Here is a 20,364-nt window from a genome sequence, read left to right on the forward strand (position 1 = left end):
ATAGCAACTGAAAAGGAGCCATTCCATGAAAACCCATTCCCATCTCGACTACGCCGATGCCCAGCGCATCGTGAATGCCAGCATCGAAGCCGCCGCCAGCCTGGGCCTGGCCGCTAGCATTGCCGTGCTCGACCCGGCCGGGCATCTCGTGCTGCTCGCCCGCATGGACGGGGCCTCGTTCCAGACGCCGGACGTGGCGCGTGGCAAGGCGCTGACCTCGGCGATGATGAAAAAGCCCAGCGGTATCATCGAGACAGCGACGTTGGCCCGCCTGACGCTGGCGAGTTTCGACGATGGCCGCCTGCCGATTCAGGGCGGCTTGCCGGTGTTCTCGGGCGATCAACTCGTCGGCGCCGTGGGCGTGTCCGGCGGCACGCCCGACCAGGACGAGGCCATCGCCAAGGCGGGCATCGACGCCTGGGCTGCGGCAGCTTGATTCTCCGTACAGCAGCCATCCCTTATGGCACCGCAACCCAAGAAAGGATGACCCCATGAAGATTCTGTTCGTTCTGACCTCGCACGACCGCCTCGTGACCGGCCAGAACCCCGCAAGCTCCGAAGGCGTCGCGCAGGCGCTGCTGCGACAACAGGGCTGAGGCAAGCGGCGATGCAGACTCGTCTCATCCCATCCTCGCAGGAAGCTCTGCCGGTTATCGGCCTGGGCACCTACCGGGGCTTCGACATTACGCTGTCGGGCGGGAATGCCGCCCGGCTTGCCGGGGTGCTGGATGCACTGTTCGCCTCCGGCGGCCGCGTGGTGGACAGTTCGCCCATGTACGGACGCGCCGAGCGCGTGGCGGGCGAACCGGCAGTGACGTGCCTTTAGCGTCGCTCAAGAGCGATGCCCCTGCGCTGGATTTGGCCTCGGTGCGGCTGCTCGCACCGATCCCGAAGCCGGCCCGTAACCTGTTCTGCGTCGGCAAGAACTACACCAACCACGCGCAGGAGTTCACCAAGAGCGGCTTCGATGCCGACCAGACGGCGGCCGATGCGATTCCGACCAGCCCGATCGTGTTCTCCAAGATGCCGGAGACGGTGATCGCGTACGGCGACCGCATCTGGGATGCGGCGGGCGTGAGCGATGCATTGGACTACGAGGCGGAGCTGGCGGTCATCATCGGCAAGGGCGGACGCGCCATCGCCAGGGCCGACGCGCTGAACCACGTCTGGGGTTACACCATCCTCAACGACGTGACCGCACGCGACTGGCAGAAGCGCCACAAGCAGTGGCATCTCGGCAAGTCGTTCGACAACTTCGGCCCGCTGGGGCCGGTAGCCGTTAACGGAGCCGTCCGGCTGTGGTAAAACCACACTGATGAGGGTCATGGCTGGACTTATCAGGCCCGACTGCGGGATCATCAAAGCCGGAGGTTATGACATCCTTGCACTAGGCCTGAACAATTACAGAAAAGGGATTTCATGCATCCTTAAGGATGACAGACTCTTTGCCTGTTCGCTCAGGGAAAACATTACCGGCTTCAGCAATGCTGTTGATGAAGAATACATGATGAAATGTACGCGCCTTTGCAACAGCCATGACGATATTATGTGTCTGCCTATGGGCTATGACACTTTCGTCGGGGAGTTGGGTGAAGGTTTATCAGGAGGACAGCGTCAGCGAATCTTTATTGCCCGCGCTCTTTATCGTCGTCCCGGTATTATTTTCATGGACGAGGCGACCAGCCATCTTGATGAAAAAAATGAAAACGTCATCAATGAGGCTATCGCCGGGCCGAATATTACGCGAATTATTATTGCTCATCGCTCCTCAACTATCGCTTCGGCTGACAGAATTATCACTATCAATGGTCCGGTTATTTAGATGCTGAATACCTGGTTCAAATGCGCGGAATAAAATATGAAAAGTTACCTGATGTTGTTTTTAATTATCCTGTGCTTTCCTTTCGCTGCAGCCTCTGATGAGCTGTCGCCCGAACAGTCCGTGCAGGAAATTACGGCAAAGCTCAGCGAGCTTTCACCGATTACATGGCCAGCGACGCCGGAAAAATATCACCTTGTGATCTTTATTGACAATCAGTGCAGTTATTGTACCGATGTGGTCAAAAGGGTACAGCAGTACACGGATGCAGGGCTCACCATGTCCTTCCTGACCGTTGCTCCGCCGGCAATAAAACAGCAGGTTATCGGCGATATGGCCAGAGTGTGGTGTTCCGTTTCACCGCGTGAGAGCCTGCGGAAAGCCATGACCGGCTTTTTGCCTGATAATGATGCGACGCCTGAATGTGTAAGGAGGGTTATGGCACAGTCTGCCCTGGCGGAACGTGTTGGCATTCAGGTCTCACCTGTGATGGTGGTGGTACAGGATAAGCCAGTGGTTTTTTTGGGGAACGCCAGCCCTTCAGAAATTCTTAAAGCGCTGGAGCAGTAGGCTGAGGAATTTTTCCCCGCCGCAAGAGCATTAAGAGGCGTCAGGCAGCTGTGGGCGCTTCCGGTCTTTCTGGATGGATTTATCGAAACAGAGAAGACCGGAGCGCCTGTTAATGCTGCTACCGGAGTAATGATTCAATGACCGCACTGAAGCCAATATTTCCCGTAAACTCTTTCAGCGTGTCCGTATTTTTTTCGAGATAAGTTTTCAGCTCCGCCTTCGCCAGGCGTTCTTCAGTCGCCTCAGTTTCAAAATTGATTTTTTTTAATCCGGCGGTTGTTGACAGTTTACCGGCGTAAACAGAGTCGCTGAGGGCGGTTTTTATATCTGTGCCGTCAGTAAAAAATACATATTTCAGTTAGCGATGATTTCCCATGCTGCCACCTGTGCAGCCGCCGCGGTTGCTAAAACCGGAGCCGGTCTGTCCATAGTGATTGGCCTGGCTTCCGCTGCCGCGGTTTGTGGTCTGGTAATATCACTGTTTTAATTAGAGGATAACAGGTCATAATATGTGGGCCTCATTGACTGCGTTCCATCAATTCAAGCGTCTGACCATCAGGGCTTTGTAAATATATTACTCTGGTTCCCTGCATGGGGCCTGACAACACTGTCTGAGGTTTACCCGGCGTCTTCCAGCCGTAGTCCGATACTTTGCCCAAGAGCGTATCAAGCTCCTCAACTATAAAAGCAATGTGAGCGTAGCCTGGGATATAGGGCGCTGAAGGTTCTTCTGGCTGCTCAATGTTATTGTATTGTAGTAATTCAATTTGAATATCAGCCAGTTCAAGCAAAGCCATTCGTACATCAGCTCCCCTTGCACCTGTTACCTCATCGATTATAGGTCCAGACATTTTTCCTTCACGTAATAATTTACCTCCAAGAATCTGAGTCCAAAAAAATAATGAGTCTTCAATGTTTTTAACTGAAAAACCAACGTGATTAACACTTAAGATCATGCAATTACCTGCTGAGTTTTGAAAGTTCATCATCCAACTATATAGAAAGCCTGCTTTATTTCTACACGATAAATGCGCGACCGTTTTACAAGCCTGCATCTTTTATCGATAAATTGCGAATGACTATATCTCGCTCACGGCGGACCTTCAGCGCCACGTGCTTGTCTGCTGTGTGCCAACAGCGGACATTATATACATCACGATATTTTAATTGATGAGAGCAGATTCAACGGATATTTTAGAAAATTCATGTGGCCAGCATGAGTCTATTCAATAATGGAGATGCATATATGGATAAACACTTTTTTGTGTGTATTTTCGTGCTTGTCGCTTTTTCTGTGGGTGCTGCAGATGGTGGTGCGGGAGGTAAGGGGGCGGATGGTGGAAACGGTGGGTCTATGTCACAACCTGGTAAACCAGGTGCAGACGGAGGGAGGGGTTCTGACGGCGGCAGTTCAGATAATTCACCAGGTAGGGCAGGATGCCCAGGAGGAACGGATCCTGCTAAGAATGGCACTTTTTATCTCCCAGGAACAAAAGAACAATGCAATCCAGGTCCACAGGACTCAACGAAAAGTGCAAATTTTCTGTAATGCATCCTCGTCGTAACTGATTTTATAATTAATCCGACTGGCTGACAGGCTCGGTCGAGGATCCTCATTGGAGATAAAAAATTTGGATATGGAACTCAGTATCCGAGAAGCAATACGTTCTGATCTTGCGATCATTAGTGATTTGGCTCGCGAGCTCAATATCATCCATCATAAAGCGCGCCCAGATATTTATGCTGATGTGACTTTGAATGAGGGAGCAGATGAACCCCATTGGATGGAATTTATTGAAACTGATGATCATGTTGCGTTTATAGCCCGGCATAACTCTCTTCCCATCGGGTTTATTGCAGCGAACATATCAATACCAACAAGTCCACTTCTGAAGCCAGTCCCTGGTTGTAGGATTTGCTCAATATGTGTTCTTGAAATATACAGAGGGCAAGGAGTGGGTAAAGTATTGATGAACAGAGTGCGTGAATGGGCTCTGGCACGTAACGCGCAGGAACTCCGACTGGCTGTTTGGCATTTCAACAAGGCAGCAATCCGCTTGTATGAGGAGTTTGGTTTTGAGGTGCGTGCGCTTGAAATGGGCATGCCGATATCTTCTAAGGGGAAGGCTTGAGCGCCGGCCTCGCTCTCTGTCGGTTAACACACGGGAAGGTGAGTAGAGCATTATCAATGGCGATGACTATTCTGAACTTCCGCTCCTCGCTCATAGCAGTCTGTCCGCACCTTCGGGCAGCTTTGTTACATGAGCGGAAGTTGAAGGACTTATGGTAAAACGGTTGTATTAGGGAGGGTGAGCCTGACAGATTGCTATTCAACACGTATCACATCAGGATGACGCTCTGTTGCTGCTTCATGGAAAATATCGCCCAGACAGCCAATGATCTCATCTTCTGCCATACTGTCCGGAATAGTAATATTGTAAAGTCGGGAAAGTTTTCGCTCTGTCAGGTCTGCGCGAAATATCAGCAGCGATCATCTTCGCGCTTGATCCCAATGTGTCGTCCCAATACGTTGTAAATCAACATTATTGTTTGTGCCATTCGGCATAGGTCAGTGTAAACAGCATGCTGGCTGGAGCATTTTCCACATCATGAATGTCACGTACATACCTTAGTCCGGCATTCGTTAGGACTTTCTGTGACGCCAGGTGATTTGCTCTTACTGTGGCAGATATATCAGGCAGTTTGAGTTCATTAAACCCATAGCTGACCGCATAGTTAGCAAACTCTGTCGCCAGGCCTTTTCCCCATGACTCAGTGGAGAAACGATATCCCAAGTTATTGATAGAAATATCGGCATAACTGCGGATGTTTAGCCCGCCAAAACCGATAATCCTTTCAGGATTATCTTTTAACGAGATAGCCCAGTTTCCGAAACCGTAATCTTCCCAGTGTTTAAGCCATCGAGCCAAGACATCACGAGCATAATCAATATCAGGATACGGTCCTACAGGATTAAACGTATTTGTGGCAGGGTCGCCATAAATTCTGAAAAGGTCATCTCCGTCTGAGTTGATTACAGGGCGAAGATGCAGTCGAGAGGTAGTTATCGGCAAAATGTCTCCTGAGTTTTTGATTCATTCAATGAGTTATCTTGCTGTTTTTATAACCAAAATCCTTCAGATTCACAACAGGGATGTTATGTTTAAAATGATGAAAATATTTAGTAGTCCTCAGTAAACATCTGCTGTTCGCTCACAGCGGACAGATTCATCATTCTGGTGACCTGAATATACGCAAGCTGGTTAAAAGAATTTAAAAATGTCCAATCAGATGATCCAGGAATGCCCGAACAGCAGGATTCGAGCGCCGACTTTCATGCCATAGTGCAGAAATATTATGCCGCTCTACGGTAAAATCCGTCAGCAGGGGAACGAGTTTTTCATTCTTTACCCACGAATCAGCCATAAAGCTCGTCGCCATTCCTATCCCCGCACCGGCAACAATTGACGCCAGCACGACCTCACTTGCATCAACAACGACATTTGATGATGGCAAAATTTCAATCTCTCGCCCCCCAACCTGGAATGGCCAGCGAAAAAGCTGCCCGGTGTTCTGGTAACGAAGATTGACCGTTTTATGCCCCATAAGGTCATTCGGGTGTTTTGGGGGGGCGCATTGTGCCAGATATTCCGGAGAAGCATAACAACCCATCCTATAGGATGAGAGGCGACGCGAAAGGAGATTTGAATCCGCAAGGTCGCCCAGACGGACAGCAATATCAATATTCTCATCAACGAGACTTAACACGCGATCGCTCAACCGTAGATCAATTTTCACATTGGGGTATATCGTGCAGAACTGTGGAATGACAGGGGCAATCATATGCAGACCGATCGGATACGATGCCGAAATTCGTAATGTCCCTGCTGGCTCCGCGCGCTTTCGTTTTGCTAACTGCTCAATGTCCTCAGCAACCTGCAGCAATTGTAAAACGCGCTCGTGAAGCTCGCGGCCTTCCGCAGTCAAAACCAATGAACGTGTGGTCCGTGCAAATAAAGTGACGCCCAGATGATTTTCCAGCCGCTGAATGCTCTTACTGATTGCCGAAGGTGAGACCGTCAGCGAACGGGCAGCGGCAGTATAGCTACCGAGCACGCCTGCGCGAGCGAATGCAATAAGACCCGTGAGTCTTTCAAAACCTATTTGTTCCTTCATGGCACAATTAAAGCGAAATCCAGCCTGATTATCAATCTCAGAGAGTAGTTATATCATTTGTCACCTGAGTCCTTTATGAGTGAGATTATGATGACTGACGTAATGAAAGCCGTACAACTGCATGCCTTTGGCGGACCAGAGAATCTGTTGTATGAAGACGCGGCACGACCCTTTGTGGGAAGCGACGAAGTACTTGTTCAAGTGCATGCAGCCAGCCTTAATCCGCCTGACGGGTATCTGAGGGAAGGTTATCGGGCGCTTCCGCCAGAATGGTGGCCAAACCCAACATTCCCGCTCATCCCGGGAACTGATGTATCCGGAGTTGTTGCAGCGGTCGGTGATAACGTCTCCGGGTTCAGCCCAGGAGATGAGGTCTATTCAATGGTACGTTTTCCGGAAGGGATAATGAATGGCAGCGGTGCCTATGCAGACTATGTGAGTATTCCCTCATCGGAACTGGCGTTAAAACCTCAGCGGATCACCCATGTTGAGGCAGCGGGTGCACCAATGTCGCTTCTTACAGCCTGGCAATTCCTTGTTGAACGGGGTCACGACGCGCCAAATCCATTCCAGTCATTTCAGCATACCGCCGTTCCATTGGACGGCCGGACAGTGTTGATAAATGGTGCCGGTGGAGGCGTGGGGCATCTTGCCGTACAGATAGCGAAGTGGAAAGGGGCGCGTGTCATTGCCGTAGCCTCGTCCCGACATGAGAAACTTTTACGCAGCCTGGGTGCGGATGAATTCATCGATTACACCCTTACAGCAGCCGAGAGTGTAGTAAACAATGTCGATCTCGTGCTGGATGCTGTGGGGGGTTCAAACATGGAGCGCTTCCTGAGCTGTATAAAAAAGGGCGGCGCATTATTTCTTGTTAATCCTATGGGATTTTGCGGCCAGAATGAGGCCAATAAAAAGAATATTACCGTGTCATCAACGCAAGTACGATCAAGTGGTGCGCAACTCGTTGAAGCTGGTAATCTTCTGGAAAAAGGAATTATCAGGGTGGTTATTGATAGCACCTATCCCTTAGCCAGGGCAGCAGATGCGCATAAGCGTGCTGCGTCAGGAAGTACTCAGGGCAAGATTGTGCTCACGAATTTTTGATTCTCACTACTCCAGACTGTGATTCATTGAGGTTAGGTGAATCACAGTAAAATGAAGGTAATATGCTAATTATTCTAGGTTATGTTCACGTCGAGCCTTCTGTGTTGCGGCAATTTAAGGACGATATGAAGTTACTGGCTAACTCAGTGCGGGCGCGCGAAGGAAACATTTCGTACGATGTCGCCGTACAGGATTGTCTTGCAGGGAAACTGCTGATATCTGAGCGTTGGGAAAACCAGATTGCACTGAGTGCTCACCTTGAATCTGCCGAAACTGTAGCGTTTATTGATCGATGGCAGAATTCCATGAAAGGAGAGATTCTAAAGTATGACGTATTCAATGAAAGGGGGCTTATGGAATTATAATTAGACGCTATGACCTGTCCTCGTTAATTTGAACACGGCAATGTTAGTAATGCCTCTTAAACATTGAGAACAACTGTGAACTTCCGCTTTTCATAGCTGCCGGTCAAATATCTCCCATTCAGCATGAGAGCCAGCAGTCACCCGCTCTGATAGCCTGAATTGGCGGTGTTTCCAAAAGGTGAATTTACTACCGTGCTGGCTTTCTCAGGCATAAGTGGTGTGTGACTTTATCCATACCAGATAAAGCTACAAAGCCCGCTCGTTCATAGAAAGTGAATGCCGATGATGGTGCATTCGTGTTGATAAAATCAAACCAGAGGCCAGCATCCTTAAGTATTTCACTGAGCAAACCGCTGCCAACCCGATTTCTTCTCCATCCCTTGTCTACATAGAGATGTCGCAGACGTCCGGTGTCAGCTGCTTGCGTAAAAGGATCGATGTTAAGTCCGCACACGCCAACAATTAAACCATCAGTATAAGCCCCAAGCAGTTGTTCTCCGGGCCTATCAAAGCGGTTTTTTCCGCTTAGCCAATTGTCTTCCAGCCGGCGTAGCATGTTCAGTCCTTCATCCATGCTCTGCGATCTTAACTCAGCAAATCCTGTGCTGTCCGGGGTGATGTTTGCGAATTGGATATTCATGAGCCGTCCCAATAATTCCAGTTTGCATAGTCTGGAGAGAAAAACCCGACTTTCCAAGTTACACGGCAAATGACCGCAATGGCCCAGTTCTGGCTGAAAGTGAGGCGGACTGGTTACGGTATAGCCATCTCTGGTTCCGTATGCCTGTAAGTGGTCAATGAACATAATTGGCAGTCAGTCAGGCCGTGGCCGGAGACCCATGTGTGCCAGGAGCGTAAATCAAGGTCATTTCGATACGTTATCGGCTAACTTGCTTTCAAGTATGTTGATGATCAAATCGAGTGGAAAGATTATTTCATTGGTATGTTTGAGCTCTTCTAATGTCCACCAGTAGTGATCGCGAATGACTTTCTTTTCGTTGCCACTCCACCTTGAGCAGTCAATATCTGATTTATTTGTATTAATAATAAAGAAACGTTCTTCTGCGAGAACATTCTCCCCACTTGGTAGCATCATGGTAAAGGTTCTGGACGCGATCTGTGGCCCTGCAGCTGTTCTTGTAAGACCCGTTTCTTCAAATAATTCGCGTAAAGCAGCCTGCTCGAAGGATTCATTATGTTCAAGCCCTCCACCGGGCGTTGCCCAGTATGCTTTGCCACTCAAAGCATCATCTTTATGGCAGAAGTTAAAGAGCAAGACGTGATTTTCATGCGAAAGAACTATCAAACGAGAGGATGGGCGAGTGCGCACAAAGCCCCCTTAAATAATGGGTAAACCCTAATTTTTGAATTTATATCTAAACATGAATTTCAGTATTTGTCGCCTGATACAGCGATACTATCTTGCTGATTTAATTGTATTCAACGTCCGTTTCTCGCTCATAGTAGACTTGGTGGCGCTTCAGGCGGTCCGCTTCGTGCCAAAAGCAGACATTACTGGCTACCAGAAACTGGGGCATGGCTCGAAAAAAATCACAACCAGATAGTTACTTTCACTCCTGACGGTCATTCGAAGTGAGATACGTAATGTCTTAAATGACTACTATAATCGTCATTTAAGACGTTTCTTTCTCACTTATGATTCTCTCATCGCATCAAAGGTGACCCAAAGGAGTCTGCAATGAGTCTCGTAACACAACCAGGTAAAGGCACTGCCGTGATCACAGGTGCATCCACCGGTATCGGTGCTGTTTACGCCAGTCGACTGGCGCGCATGGGATACGACCTGATCATTATCGCCCGCAACCATAACCGCCTGAATCAGATGGCAAGTCATATTACTGCTGACACCGGCCGCAATGTGGAAGTGTTGGCAGCCGATCTTGGTGATGCCCAGCAGCTGGCAGTTGTGGAGCAGAAACTGCGTGCTGATGCCAGCATCACACTGCTGGTGAACAATGCCGGTGTCGGAACTCATACGCCCTTGTTGTTGAGCGATGTCGATCAGATGCAGGCGATGATTAATCTCAATGTCGTCGCCCTGACTCGTCTGACTTACAGCGTGGTTCCTGGTTTTGTCGACAGAGGTGCAGGCGCCATCATCAATATCTCATCGATTGTCAGCCTCGCGCCGGAACTGCTTAACGGCGTGTACGGCGGCACAAAAGCCTTTGTGCTGGCATTCAGTCAGTCACTGCATCATGAACTCGCCGAAATGGGCATCCACATCCAGGCTGTGCTACCGGGTGCAACGGCAACGCCGTTCTGGGATAACGGCGGCTTACCCCTCGAACAACTCGATAAGTCGATAGTGATGAGCGCTTATGACCTGGTGGATGCGGCGCTGGCGGGTTTTCTTAACGGGGAACTTGTCACCATCCCGTCATTGCATAACGACGCTTACTGGCAGGCGATGGAAAGCAGTCGCCAGGCCATGATTCCGCAACTGTCCAGTAATGTACCCGCCGACCGTTATCGCGTCGGCCTCACTCACTAACATTATATTTAGCCAACAGGAATAATCGTATGAAACTGACAGGCAACACTATTTTTATCACTGGCGGCACTTCGGGTATTGGCCGTGCGATGGCAGAAAAATTTCATCAACTGGGTAATCAGGTGATCATTTCGGGCCGTCGTAAGTCGCTTCTGGACACAGTTACCGCTGCCAACTCTGGGATGGACTCCGTGATGCTGGATGTTACCAGTGCCTCAAGTATTAAATCGGCGGCGCAAGAGGTTCTCTCTCGCTATCCGGCACTTAATGTGGTGATCAATAACGCTGGCATTATGCCATTCGATAACGCCTCTGCCGAACTGGATGACGACATGGCCACCACCTTACTGGATACCAACCTGTTGGGCACTGTTCGGGTTAGTTCAGCATTTGTTGAGCATCTGAAACAGCAACCGGATGCGGTATTGATCAATAACAGTTCGATTCTGGCCTTTTTACCCCTGGTGACCAATGCACTTTACTCAGCAACCAAAGCGGCGATTCACTCTTACACCCTGTCGCAGCGTTTTTTACTGCGCGATGCAGGTGTGACAGTTATCGAAATTTCACCGCCGTGGGTCGATACCGATTTGATCTACAAAAGCGGTGATTCCCGTGCGATGCCGGTAACCGATTTTATCCAGCAGACTTTTGACAAACTGGCGACAGATTCCATTGAAGCGATTGTTGATAGAGTGCTCCCTGCACGTGCGAATCCGGGTGCCAATGAACACGAGATGGTGAACGCGTTTAATCAGTCAATGATGGATAACCCTATTCCGGTTGCCTGACCAACTCGGGGGCAGGTAACTGCCCCATCCCTGGAGTCTATAATGCAAAATCACCTGCCAACATCTCAAAGGCGCGCGTTATGGGCGCTGAGCCTGGCGTATTTTATTCAGGCGACCGGTTCACTTTCCGTGGCTGGCAGCCTGGTCTCAATTTCTCAGGAGTGGGGGATCACCGATGGACAAAGCGCTCGTCTGCTCTCTATTTTCGGTCTGACATTTGCGCTGGGCGCGCCGCTGGCACAGGTTGTGTTCGGCAAGCTCATGCGCAGAACACAGGTGCTGGCAGGCATGCTGGTATTTGGACTGGGAGCCCTGATTTTTGCGATCGCTCCAGACTACAGGGTACTGGTGGCTTCGCGGATTGTAATGGGGCTGGGCGCCTCCCTGATCGGTCCGGTGCTGATTGCGCTTGGCGCAGAGTTAGTCGCCCCTAAAGAGCGTGGCAGCGCCATTGCCATGATCCTGTTGGGGGTGTCGATGGCCAGTATGGTTGGTATTCCGCTGGCGACATGGCTGGCCACGGTCTTGGGTGCGCGTATGTTATTCACGCTTATCGCGCTGCTGAGTGTCCTCACTGCGAGTGCCGTATTTCTGCTTGTACCAAACGTCGTCAAAGGTGTTGATATCCGCTTACGCCAGGTCGGCATGGTGCTCAAGGAGGGGAAATCACTGGCAGCCTTTCTGGTCGTCTTTTTTATCACCTCCGGTGTGTACGATATGTACGCCTTTATCTCGCCGATGATCCGCGATCGCTGGCAGGGTGATACTTCGGCCACCTCCATCGCTCTGGCGGTTATCGGTGTAGCGGGTATTATAGGTAATCTTTTTGTTGCTCGATCTGCGCGCCACTACAGCGCGGAACACTTACTGGTTGTCGGTCTGACGTTGCTGGTAGCGGATATGCTGCTCGTCATGGTACTACCTGCTCGGCTGTCATTGCTGTATCTCTTGCTGGTAGTGTGGGCCTTTTCCACTGACCTGTTATGGCCTACTCAACAGCGGCGTATTGTGGAGATCTCGACAGCGGAAACGCGTGGAATTTCGCTGGCATTAACCAGCGCTTTTATGTTCTGCGGCATTGGTTTTGGATCGGCGGTGGCATCATGGCTTTATCCACTGTCGGGCTTTTACGGAGTAATGATAAGCTCAGTACTGTTTCTGCTGCTGGCATTGGCCAGCCTGTGGACTTCTGAGCGGTTACGGGCCCGCTCCGCGGAGTATCAGACGGTCCGCCTGTCATAAAGGAGTTGCGATGCACCGTATAGGATTAATCATTGCCGATCATTTTCAAATGCTGGCGCTGTCTACGCTGACGGTATTTGAGTTTGCCAATCTGGTGGCTGATCGCCCATTTTACCAACCTCTGGTCTACTCCGAACACGGCGGAACCGTACGTTCTTCTTCGGGCATTGGCGTGGATTCGGCGAAGTTGAGCGCGGAAACGCAGGTTGATACCTGGCTAGTGGCAGGCGTCCTTTCACCCATGAAGGAACCCGCAAGCCCTGGTGTGGTTCATTTTCTGCAAACCACCGCCCGCCAGACACGCCGGATTGCCGGGATCTGTACCGGTGCATTTGTGCTGGCACAGGCCGGACTGCTGGAGCAAAAACGTGCCACCACGCACTGGGCGCACTCACAAAGTCTGGCCTCGCAACATCCCACTATTCAACTTGAAGATGATCGTATTTTTATCATTGATGACACTATCTGGACGTCAGCAGGTATGACCGCCGGGCTGGATATGGCGCTCGGTATGGTAGAGAAAGATCTCGGCGCAGACATTGCCCGTACGATAGCGCATCGTCTGGTTATGAATCAGCGTCGCTCCGGCGGCCAGACACAGCATTCGGAAATGCTTGCCCTGGCGCCTCGCTCAGATCGTCTGCAAACTGCGCTGGAGTATGCCCGCAAGAATCTGCACAAAACGCTGACGGTGGAAATTCTTGCTGATGCGGTGCATGTCAGCGCTCGCCAGCTCAGCCGCCTGTTTCGTCAGGAGACAGGCAAATCCCCGGCAAAAGCGATTGAAGGACTGCGGCTTGAAGCAGCGCGCTTAATGATTGAGCAAAGCCGTCTGTCACTAGATGCCATTGCCCGCGAGTCCGGTTTTCGCGACAGACGTCATATGCGTGAGGTGTTTATTCGCGGGTATGGCATTCCACCACAGTCGCTTCGTGCAGGGCGTTAAGCCATAAGGCGTGGTCCGTGAAAAAAGTGCTCTACTCACGTTTACGGTGCTGGGCAGGCGTAACCCCGTAGGTTTTTTTGAACGCTTTAGTGAAAGAAGACAGCGACAAAAAACCACACTGCTCTGCCACTCCCTCCATCATCAGGTTTCTCTCTTCTGAAAGTATTTTTGCCGCCAACATCATACGCAGCTGGTTAAGCCAGGCCTGCGGTGTCTGATGATAGCTGTTTGAAAAGTGACGGGCGAAGGTGGCACGGGATAGAAAACAGCGTTGTGCCATTAACTCCATCGTCCATGGTGATGCCGGATCGGCGATGACGGCCAATACGGCAGGAGCAAGACGTGTATCACTCAGCAACCGTAACACACCCGCAGGAGGCTCGCGCAGCGAGAGCAAAATACGCAGGATCAGCGCGAGCAGCGTATCCGCCAATCCCTTAACGATACTTGCACTGCCCGGCAAGCTGCCCAGACTTTCGCGAACCAGCATTACCAGCAGCGTTTCCAGCTCAGGACAATCGTGTCGTTCATCGGTACGGAGATGGATCAGTGTCGTTTCATCGGCAAAGATCCAGCGATAGCCCGGATCGAAATGAAACTCACCGCACAATACCTCGACCGCAGGCCCCGGCCCTTCCGTCCACACTTCAGTTACGATGCCATCATCGTTGACCTGAGCAGGAACAACCTGTCCCCAGTCCACAAGACTTTGCAATAAATGCGGCGATCCTTGCGGGAACAGAACGATATCGCCAGCGCGCACATCGAACGTCTTCCCTTCAACCACCAGCCGGGTTTCACCATGAAGAATGACATGCCAGGGCACAATACCGTCAACCTGCTGTGGGTGATCAGCATTCCAGCGCCCGGCAAAGCGGCAGTGAAGATTAACGCGGCATGTCGGCGCAAGTAAGGAAAGCAAGCGACTGAGATTGTCCACCCTAACTCCTGAGACGATAAGACAAATAATCGAGACGGTACGGACAGAATACCTGCCCCCAGCGCCTTATTATGTGCTCATCGCCGATACGGCGAAACCCCTAAACAGAAAGGAAAAAATGATGAGCCGATTAACTTCCGTACACCCCGAAAATGCGACTGGCCAGACTGCAGACCTCTTTAGTGCCATTAAACGGGCAATGGGTAAAGTCCCGAATGCCTACCAGACCATCGGGATCGCCCCCGACATTCTGGGTCAGGCATTGCAACATAACGTCACGCTGACTAAAAGCGAACTGAATAAACAGGAAATTGAAGCCGTTAACCTTGTGGTAAGTGAAGTGTCAGGGTGTGATTACTGCCTGGCAGCACATACATTGACCGGGAAAATGGCAGGTTACAGCGTTGAGCAAATTCAGGCATTACGCCGGGGAGAGTACCCGGAAGATCAACATATTGATGCACTGGTCAGGTTTGTGAAAACCCTGGTGACGACCCGCAACACCTTACCAGAAGAAACCGTCAGTCGTTTTCTGGCTGCAGGCTTTAGCGATCGACAGGTGGTTGAAGTCATCAGTGCGGTCAGTGCGATTCTGTTTACGAATATGATCAACCGTGTGAATGACACCGTGGTGGACTTTCCAAGAATAAATTAACCCGCATGTGGCAGAAGGATATCTCTTTCTGCCACAACAATTATGGTATGTGTGAATATAGCCTCAGACTTCGGTGAGAATTATATTCGAGTAACAATAAATTATCTCGTGATCTAAGAACAGTTGATTGTGATCTGCCAACGACTGTTTTTCGCTCAGAGCTGCCTGTCATGTGTGCTTAAGAAATGGCCTTAGCGTAGGATATTTTCCGTTTTCCAAGCGGCCCCCTACTTTTGACAGCCATGAACCAGGTACTGTCGTTAATCAGATTAAGGATGAAGGTCATTTCTGTGTTTAGATTAAGTCTCGAATCCATCAAACGAGTTATTTCTTCATTTATAGGGGTCTGATGCTCAGTGGAACGAAAACTCACGTTAAGATATTTGAAATGCATGATTCGCGGGGCTGCACAGTACTTTTTAACACAATGGCACTAACCATTAACAAAACGGTCACGCCGGAACCATTCAACCCACACCTCGTTTAGGAAGATCAGTTGGGAGCACTGGGGCTGGTCACTAACGCCGTCGTGTTATGGAACACTATTTATATGCAGGCAGCCCTGGATCATCTCCGGGCGCAGGGTGAAACACTGAATGATGAAGATATCGCACGCCTCTCCCCGCTTTGCCACGGACATATCAATATGCTCGGCCATTATTCCTTCACGCTGGCAGAACTGGTGAGCAAAGGACATCTGAGACCATTAAAAGAGGCGTCAGAGGCAGAAAACGTTGCTTAACGTGAGTTTTCGTTCCACTGAGCATCAGACCCCGTTAACTGAGGAAGAAGAAACTGCTGTTAAAAATATCTTCGGCCACAAGCAGGCGCGCAATGCGCAGGATCGTGCATTGGCGGAAAACGTTATCCTTGAAATGCGTGAGAGTGAACTCTGGCTGCAGTGCAGCTGCATCGCCGGCGACACGCCCGCGCTCAACAGTGCCAAGCTGATGTCTGAAACCCAGACGCTGTTCCTGTCAGGATTTGGTCACAGTCATGATCCGTCCTGTCCGATGTTCCGGGTCTTTAAAGGCGATGAGGATGCCACCCGTTCAGGAACACGGAAAGCCGCCGGCAGCAAGCGCCTCAATTACCGAGATTTTTTACCCGCCGACGAGTCGGAAACGACCATTAAAGCGTCGGGCAAGCCGGTGACGGCAGGCGATGACCGAACCCGGCGCAAACGCCGTCCCCGCCTTGCCCGCCTCCTCCTGACGCTCATCGAGGATGCGGGACTGAACACCTTCAGCCCAGTCAGCCCGCTGCCTAACCAGACGGCCAGAATCTGGCTTGACGCCCTGGCTGCCTTGGCGGATGCGCAAGAGTTTATTCGTGGCCGCCGGCTTTCGGAAATCGTGCGCTTTCAGCCGGCGATGGGCGAGGCTGCCCAGGAAAGGCTGATGCTAGAACTCGAACGTCCTGACGCCCACTGGCCAGCAGGAAAAGCCCGTATTTTTTATCAAATATTTATGTCGGACCTGGTCAGCCGTGAGCACGTAACCTTTGCCTGGAACGGCGGTGAACGAATGTTCGCCCCGGAGAAAGGTGTCAGCATCAACGGAGAGTCGCAGGAAGGCGTGAGGCCGCCTTACTGGGTGATCCTGGCCTTCCGGCGCGGGGCTGAGGGTACGGTAATATGCAGTGAAGGGTATGCGCATGCTCTGTTCCGGCGTACCTGTCCGGTACCGGTAGACAGCGGGTAGGAGCGGCAAACGCTGGAAGGGATCGCAGAAGTGGCCAGATGGCTCAAAGGCAAAGCGGGTGATCTTGCCCTGGTGAAACCCCTGTTTGATATTGAGGTAGAGGTCGAGGGAGAGAAAGGCTTTGTGCTGCCGGATTTTATCATTCAGGCCATAACGCCAGGCGGCCCCGAACATAGCGTAGTCATTGAGACGATGGGATATTCCGATGACGAATACTGCGAGCGGAAAGCCGAACAGCATAAAGGGATGCGGACGCTGGGATTATTGCAGACAGACCCACCCCGTTGGCCACAGGAGCTGGATAAACCCTTTATCAATCATTTATACGGGGTCATGCTGAATCTGGAAGGAGTGAAAAATGAGTGAATTGCTCCTCGCGCATTATTTACCTGTCTATGCTTAAGGTTCTTATGGAGGAACGAAAATGTGTGGACGCTTTGCGCAATACGAACCTCGTTCGCATTATATAGAAGCCCTGCACCCCGACGTTGAGCTCGCATTGGCCATCGATGAGGTGCCTATAGATCGGTATAACGTCGCCCCAGGCACCCGGGTTCTTCTCATTAATCAGCGTGAGGATAAACTCCACCTCGATCCGGTGCTGTGGGGATATCAGCCCGCCTGGGCAAAAGAAACCAAGCGGCAGCCGATGATCAATGCGCGGGTAGAAACCGTGGCCACCAGCCGCATGTTCAAACCTTTGTTTGAACATGGCCGCGCACTGGTGATGGCTGACGGCTGGTATGAATGGAAAAAATCCCCTTCTGACCCAAAGATAAAACAACCCTATTTCATTTATCAGCGGTCCCACGCGCCGTTGTTTTTTGCAGCCATCTCGCGCTATCACCCCGATGCATTAGAAACACCTGATGACGATGGTTTTGTCATCGTCACCGCGCAGAGTAATAAGGGACTGGTGAATATTCATGATCGCCGACCGCTGGTTCTCGGCGCTGCGGAAGCAAACCAATGGTTAAACCCAGATATTACTTCCTCCACGGCACTGGCCTTGCTTATAGAAGGGGCAGTATCAGCGGATGAATTCGCCTGGCATCCCGTATCCAAATCAGTCGGCAATATTCGCAATAACGGCGCTGAGCTGATCCAAAAGATACCTTCCCCCCTGGTGTGATTAGGGCTTCGCTGAAAACGTCAGGGGTGCGGTTATTGTAATTAGCAGTAGATCCGAATAGTTGTAACATACAATAATTCTGTAATATTAATTAGAACTTATTTTGGATACATCTATGAAATTGATAGAAAGTGAAGTTCGAGACGTCATTTCTGGAAATAACGTCACCATCATCAGACCTGCCAATGTTTATGAATGTGAACTCAAGGATGACGTATTCATTGGCCCCTTCGTTGAAATACAGAAAGGGTGTTTAATTGGTAGTGGTAGCCGGGTCCAGTCACACACATTTATCTGTGAAAACGTAACATTAGGTATGAACTGCTTTATTGGCCATAACGTGACGTTCGCTAATGATCTGTTTCGTTCCGGTGCACCAGACCCGTCACCGAATAACTGGATCACCATTTCCCTCGGAGATTCGGTCACTGTGGGTAGCGGGGCAACCATTCTGTCACCATATATATGCAGTGGTTCCGTCATTGGCGCAGGTTCCGTCGTGGTTAAATCGATTGAGGTAAAAGGGATTTATGCAGGAAACCCGGCAAAATTAATCAGGCTATTATGAAAAGTAAAAGGGCCTGTTTCGGCCCTTTTTATCAGAGATATATTTGCGAGTATGGTAGGTATGCGGAAATGGATTCCTGTGGTTCTTTACCAACTGCCGCCCTGTATTCAGCGTCAGTGATATCACCTTTGCTAAGCAAATGACTGAGAACTTCTCTCCCCAGCCCTGACAGTATCTGTATCTTTGCAGTACTGAAATCAAACATATTATCTATCATACCTGGCTCCGGAGTTACCGGCGGCCTAGCCAGATAGCCAGGTTTAACCACACTGGTAATGATGTTCCAGTAAGAGGAAAAGTCCCTGGAAGGATCTGGGAGGAGGCCCGCCCGCAACCCTATACGGATGGTTTCCAGCCAGCTGTCATAAAAGCGTTTAACATGCAGTGAAGCCATGTGTTCAGCGCACCAGTTCTGCATAACAATTTTCTCCGGAAGTTCTGAATTCCCAGTGAAAACATTAATAACCCATTGGCTGATAATATCAAAGTAGGGAAACGCAGCACCGAAACCAGCAGTATCTACAGGAGGATTGATGACAGCGAGAGTAGGATCTTCCGTCCAGAAAAAATGTTCATACAGCTGTTTCCTGTCAAAACCTGGAATGAACGAATAATCAGGCATTTCGTAGCCGGTACAGGTAATGATGACATCATATTTTTCCTGAGTTGCGTCAACGAATTCGATACACCCTTTATCCGTGAAACGCTCTACCTGTGGTTTAACCTTTATCCGGCCAGCGGCCACGTTAGGTATGATCTTTTCGTTAACGTGCACCGCATTATTATTCGCAAGGTCTGGCAACAAACCAGATGCACGGTAGGTCTGCATGTAGTCAGGCATAATGTTATCGAGATAATCGATAAATTCTGAATAATTCATGCGACTCAACATCCACCTGCCCAAATAGGAGTGCATCATATCATTCGGACCAGTTCGGAATTGTCTTGGGAGGTAGAGCCCCATTTTTTTTACCGAAATACTCACTGTATTTGCATAGGGAACAAGATCTGAAGCAATATCAGCTCCACTGACACCACCACCTATGACGAGAATATTCTGCCCTTTAAATTTCTCCGGCTCGTGGTATTCCCGTGATGAGATCAGCGTTCCTGAGAAGTGTTCAGCTCCGGACAAAGCCGGCGGACGTGGCTGCCAGAGTTCACCAGTTGCAATGATGATCCTGTCAAAAACATCCTCCCTAAATCGTCCTTCACAATCACTGCTGATCAACCAGCTCTCTGATGTCTTTCGGAGTGAAATCACTTCAGTATTCAGCCGGGTAGCCTCACGAATATCATCTGAGCCGGCCATCGCCGAAAGATATCCGAACACCTCCTCCACACAGGGAAATGCATCGATAGATCCTGGAGGGAAGTCCGTATAATGAAACGCATCCCGAGAATTTTGCATTCTAGCGTTACGATAAGCACCACCGCTCTTGGGGTTCCAGATCCCCCCTATCTGAGTATTTTTCTCATACAAAACAACAGAATGACCAGCCTGAATAGCGTTGCGGGCTGATATCAATCCGGCGGGGCCTGCACCGATGATCGCAATATTCATACGTGTTTTCTCCTGCGGTTGATAAGTGTCATTATCAGCACCGGTGCCGCCAGAAACAATGTGACAATATTAGCGGCGAGCACAGCAAAGTCAGAGCGTTGGATGCCATAAACAATCCATGAAATAACCCCGATGAGGAACATAATGTACATTACAAGGGAGATACCTTCGGTATTGCGCGTCCGGAGCGTTTTGATACTTTGAGGGGCAAACGCAAACGTCGTAAAAAATGCGGCAAACAGCCCAGTAAAAAGAATAGTGTCCATTTTCT

Annotated in this window: 22 protein-coding genes and 4 pseudogenes; 17 read left to right on the plus strand and 9 right to left on the minus strand. The window is 50.3% G+C overall.

Annotation, left to right across the window (positions count from 1 at the left end; genetic code table 11):
- The first annotated feature begins 25 nt into the window (after positions 1-25).
- The 5 genes and pseudogenes from ABIC79_RS24470 (at position 26) to ABIC79_RS24490 (ending at position 2,389) form a co-directional block, all read left to right on the plus strand.
- Complete coding sequence (locus ABIC79_RS24470) at positions 26-436, plus strand: GlcG/HbpS family heme-binding protein (protein ID WP_013578413.1); 411 nt, start codon at positions 26-28, stop codon at positions 434-436.
- 171 nt (positions 437-607) lie between these two features.
- Positions 608-826 (plus strand): aldo-keto reductase family protein, encoded by a 219-nt coding sequence (locus tag ABIC79_RS24475; RefSeq protein ID WP_041689240.1) that lies wholly within the window; start codon positions 608-610, stop codon positions 824-826.
- 41 nt (positions 827-867) lie between these two features.
- A complete protein-coding gene (locus ABIC79_RS24480; RefSeq protein ID WP_242775689.1) occupies positions 868-1,305 on the plus strand; it encodes a fumarylacetoacetate hydrolase family protein in 438 nt (145 codons plus the stop codon).
- Positions 1,280-1,822: pseudogene (locus tag ABIC79_RS24485) on the plus strand (ATP-binding cassette domain-containing protein); the annotation flags it as partial. The gene ABIC79_RS24480 and the pseudogene ABIC79_RS24485, both read left to right, overlap by 26 nt.
- A 36-nt stretch (positions 1,823-1,858) precedes the next feature.
- A complete protein-coding gene (locus tag ABIC79_RS24490) occupies positions 1,859-2,389 on the plus strand; it encodes a thioredoxin fold domain-containing protein (protein ID WP_013578412.1) in 531 nt (176 codons plus the stop codon).
- A 518-nt stretch (positions 2,390-2,907) separates the two neighbouring features.
- Here ABIC79_RS24490 and ABIC79_RS24495 read toward each other — a convergent pair.
- Positions 2,908-3,345, minus strand: a complete 438-nt coding sequence (locus ABIC79_RS24495) for a VOC family protein (RefSeq protein WP_013578411.1) — start codon at positions 3,343-3,345, stop codon at positions 2,908-2,910.
- A gap of 660 nt (positions 3,346-4,005) precedes the next feature.
- Here ABIC79_RS24495 and ABIC79_RS24500 point away from each other — a divergent pair.
- Complete coding sequence (locus ABIC79_RS24500; RefSeq protein WP_112152502.1) at positions 4,006-4,521, plus strand: GNAT family N-acetyltransferase; 516 nt, start codon at positions 4,006-4,008, stop codon at positions 4,519-4,521.
- 194 nt (positions 4,522-4,715) lie between these two features.
- Here the strand turns inward: ABIC79_RS24500 and ABIC79_RS24505 are convergent.
- The 3 genes and pseudogenes from ABIC79_RS24505 to ABIC79_RS24515 all read right to left on the minus strand — a co-directional run bounded on the left by ABIC79_RS24505 (position 4,716) and on the right by ABIC79_RS24515 (position 6,565).
- Positions 4,716-4,933: pseudogene (locus ABIC79_RS24505) on the minus strand (DUF7661 family protein).
- A complete protein-coding gene (locus ABIC79_RS24510) occupies positions 4,933-5,463 on the minus strand; it encodes a GNAT family N-acetyltransferase (protein ID WP_013578392.1) in 531 nt (176 codons plus the stop codon). Before ABIC79_RS24510 ends, ABIC79_RS24505 begins: the two are co-directional and overlap by 1 nt.
- Before the next feature lie 199 nt (positions 5,464-5,662).
- Complete coding sequence (locus ABIC79_RS24515; RefSeq protein ID WP_354568769.1) at positions 5,663-6,565, minus strand: LysR family transcriptional regulator; 903 nt, start codon at positions 6,563-6,565, stop codon at positions 5,663-5,665.
- A gap of 90 nt (positions 6,566-6,655) precedes the next feature.
- Here ABIC79_RS24515 and ABIC79_RS24520 point away from each other — a divergent pair, with 90 nt between their 5' ends.
- Both ABIC79_RS24520 and ABIC79_RS24525 read left to right on the plus strand, forming a co-directional pair.
- Entirely contained in the window at positions 6,656-7,672 is a 1,017-nt protein-coding gene (locus ABIC79_RS24520) for an NADP-dependent oxidoreductase (RefSeq protein ID WP_354568791.1), read from the plus strand.
- Between the two features lie 62 nt (positions 7,673-7,734).
- Positions 7,735-8,037 carry a putative quinol monooxygenase gene (locus ABIC79_RS24525; protein ID WP_013578395.1) on the plus strand — a complete coding sequence of 101 codons (303 nt, stop codon included), beginning with the start codon at positions 7,735-7,737 and terminating at the stop codon, positions 8,035-8,037.
- A 187-nt stretch (positions 8,038-8,224) separates the two neighbouring features.
- Here ABIC79_RS24525 and ABIC79_RS24530 read toward each other — a convergent pair whose 3' ends face one another.
- Positions 8,225-8,677 carry a GNAT family N-acetyltransferase gene (locus ABIC79_RS24530; protein ID WP_013578396.1) on the minus strand — a complete coding sequence of 151 codons (453 nt, stop codon included), beginning with the start codon at positions 8,675-8,677 and terminating at the stop codon, positions 8,225-8,227.
- A 225-nt stretch (positions 8,678-8,902) separates the two neighbouring features.
- Positions 8,903-9,367, minus strand: a complete 465-nt coding sequence (locus ABIC79_RS24535) for an NUDIX hydrolase (protein ID WP_013578397.1) — start codon at positions 9,365-9,367, stop codon at positions 8,903-8,905.
- Positions 9,368-9,736: 369 nt separating this feature from the next.
- On the opposite strand from ABIC79_RS24535, the gene ABIC79_RS24540 reads away from it, so the two are divergent.
- Genes ABIC79_RS24540 through ABIC79_RS24555 form a run of 4 tightly spaced genes read left to right on the plus strand, consistent with a single transcriptional unit; the run spans position 9,737 to position 13,531 of the window.
- The gene (locus ABIC79_RS24540) at positions 9,737-10,552 is read left to right on the plus strand and encodes an SDR family NAD(P)-dependent oxidoreductase (RefSeq protein WP_013578377.1); all 816 of its coding nucleotides are present in this window, start codon (positions 9,737-9,739) and stop codon (positions 10,550-10,552) included.
- A gap of 29 nt (positions 10,553-10,581) precedes the next feature.
- Positions 10,582-11,343 carry an SDR family oxidoreductase gene (locus tag ABIC79_RS24545; RefSeq protein WP_013578378.1) on the plus strand — a complete coding sequence of 254 codons (762 nt, stop codon included), beginning with the start codon at positions 10,582-10,584 and terminating at the stop codon, positions 11,341-11,343.
- Between the two features lie 42 nt (positions 11,344-11,385).
- The gene (locus tag ABIC79_RS24550) at positions 11,386-12,585 is read left to right on the plus strand and encodes an MFS transporter (protein WP_013578379.1); all 1,200 of its coding nucleotides are present in this window, start codon (positions 11,386-11,388) and stop codon (positions 12,583-12,585) included.
- A gap of 10 nt (positions 12,586-12,595) precedes the next feature.
- Positions 12,596-13,531, plus strand: a complete 936-nt coding sequence (locus ABIC79_RS24555) for a GlxA family transcriptional regulator (RefSeq protein WP_013578380.1) — start codon at positions 12,596-12,598, stop codon at positions 13,529-13,531.
- A 31-nt stretch (positions 13,532-13,562) separates the two neighbouring features.
- Here ABIC79_RS24555 and ABIC79_RS24560 read toward each other — a convergent pair whose 3' ends face one another.
- The gene (locus tag ABIC79_RS24560; protein WP_013578381.1) at positions 13,563-14,471 is read right to left on the minus strand and encodes an AraC family transcriptional regulator; all 909 of its coding nucleotides are present in this window, start codon (positions 14,469-14,471) and stop codon (positions 13,563-13,565) included.
- Between the two features lie 121 nt (positions 14,472-14,592).
- Between ABIC79_RS24560 and ABIC79_RS24565 the strand changes: the two genes are divergently transcribed.
- From ABIC79_RS24565 to ABIC79_RS24585, 5 genes and pseudogenes are all read left to right on the plus strand, one after another.
- On the plus strand, positions 14,593-15,126 hold the full coding sequence (locus tag ABIC79_RS24565; protein ID WP_013578382.1) for a carboxymuconolactone decarboxylase family protein: 534 nt from the start codon (positions 14,593-14,595) through the stop codon (positions 15,124-15,126).
- Positions 15,127-15,613: 487 nt separating this feature from the next.
- Positions 15,614-15,835, plus strand: a pseudogene (locus ABIC79_RS24570) (Tn3 family transposase); the annotation flags it as partial.
- Positions 15,836-15,860: 25 nt separating this feature from the next.
- Positions 15,861-17,195, plus strand: a pseudogene (locus ABIC79_RS24575) (DUF8535 domain-containing protein).
- Positions 17,196-17,253: 58 nt separating this feature from the next.
- Positions 17,254-17,961, plus strand: a complete 708-nt coding sequence (locus ABIC79_RS24580; RefSeq protein ID WP_241917320.1) for an SOS response-associated peptidase family protein — start codon at positions 17,254-17,256, stop codon at positions 17,959-17,961.
- Positions 17,962-18,076: 115 nt separating this feature from the next.
- Positions 18,077-18,529 carry an acyltransferase gene (locus tag ABIC79_RS24585; RefSeq protein ID WP_241917321.1) on the plus strand — a complete coding sequence of 151 codons (453 nt, stop codon included), beginning with the start codon at positions 18,077-18,079 and terminating at the stop codon, positions 18,527-18,529.
- Between the two features lie 31 nt (positions 18,530-18,560).
- Here ABIC79_RS24585 and ABIC79_RS24590 read toward each other — a convergent pair whose 3' ends face one another.
- Together ABIC79_RS24590 and ABIC79_RS24595 are read right to left on the minus strand one after the other, a co-directional pair.
- Positions 18,561-20,093, minus strand: coding sequence for a flavin-containing monooxygenase (locus tag ABIC79_RS24590; RefSeq protein WP_241917322.1), 1,533 nt, complete (start codon positions 20,091-20,093; stop codon positions 18,561-18,563).
- Positions 20,090-20,359, minus strand: a complete 270-nt coding sequence (locus ABIC79_RS24595; protein WP_241917323.1) for a SemiSWEET family sugar transporter — start codon at positions 20,357-20,359, stop codon at positions 20,090-20,092. The genes ABIC79_RS24590 and ABIC79_RS24595 overlap by 4 nt, the downstream gene beginning before the upstream one ends.
- Between the last annotated feature and the right edge of the window lie 5 nt (positions 20,360-20,364).

This window comes from Rahnella sp. 2050, from assembly GCF_040544515.1.
GTDB classification, from domain to species: Bacteria; Pseudomonadota; Gammaproteobacteria; order Enterobacterales; family Enterobacteriaceae; genus Rahnella; species Rahnella aceris.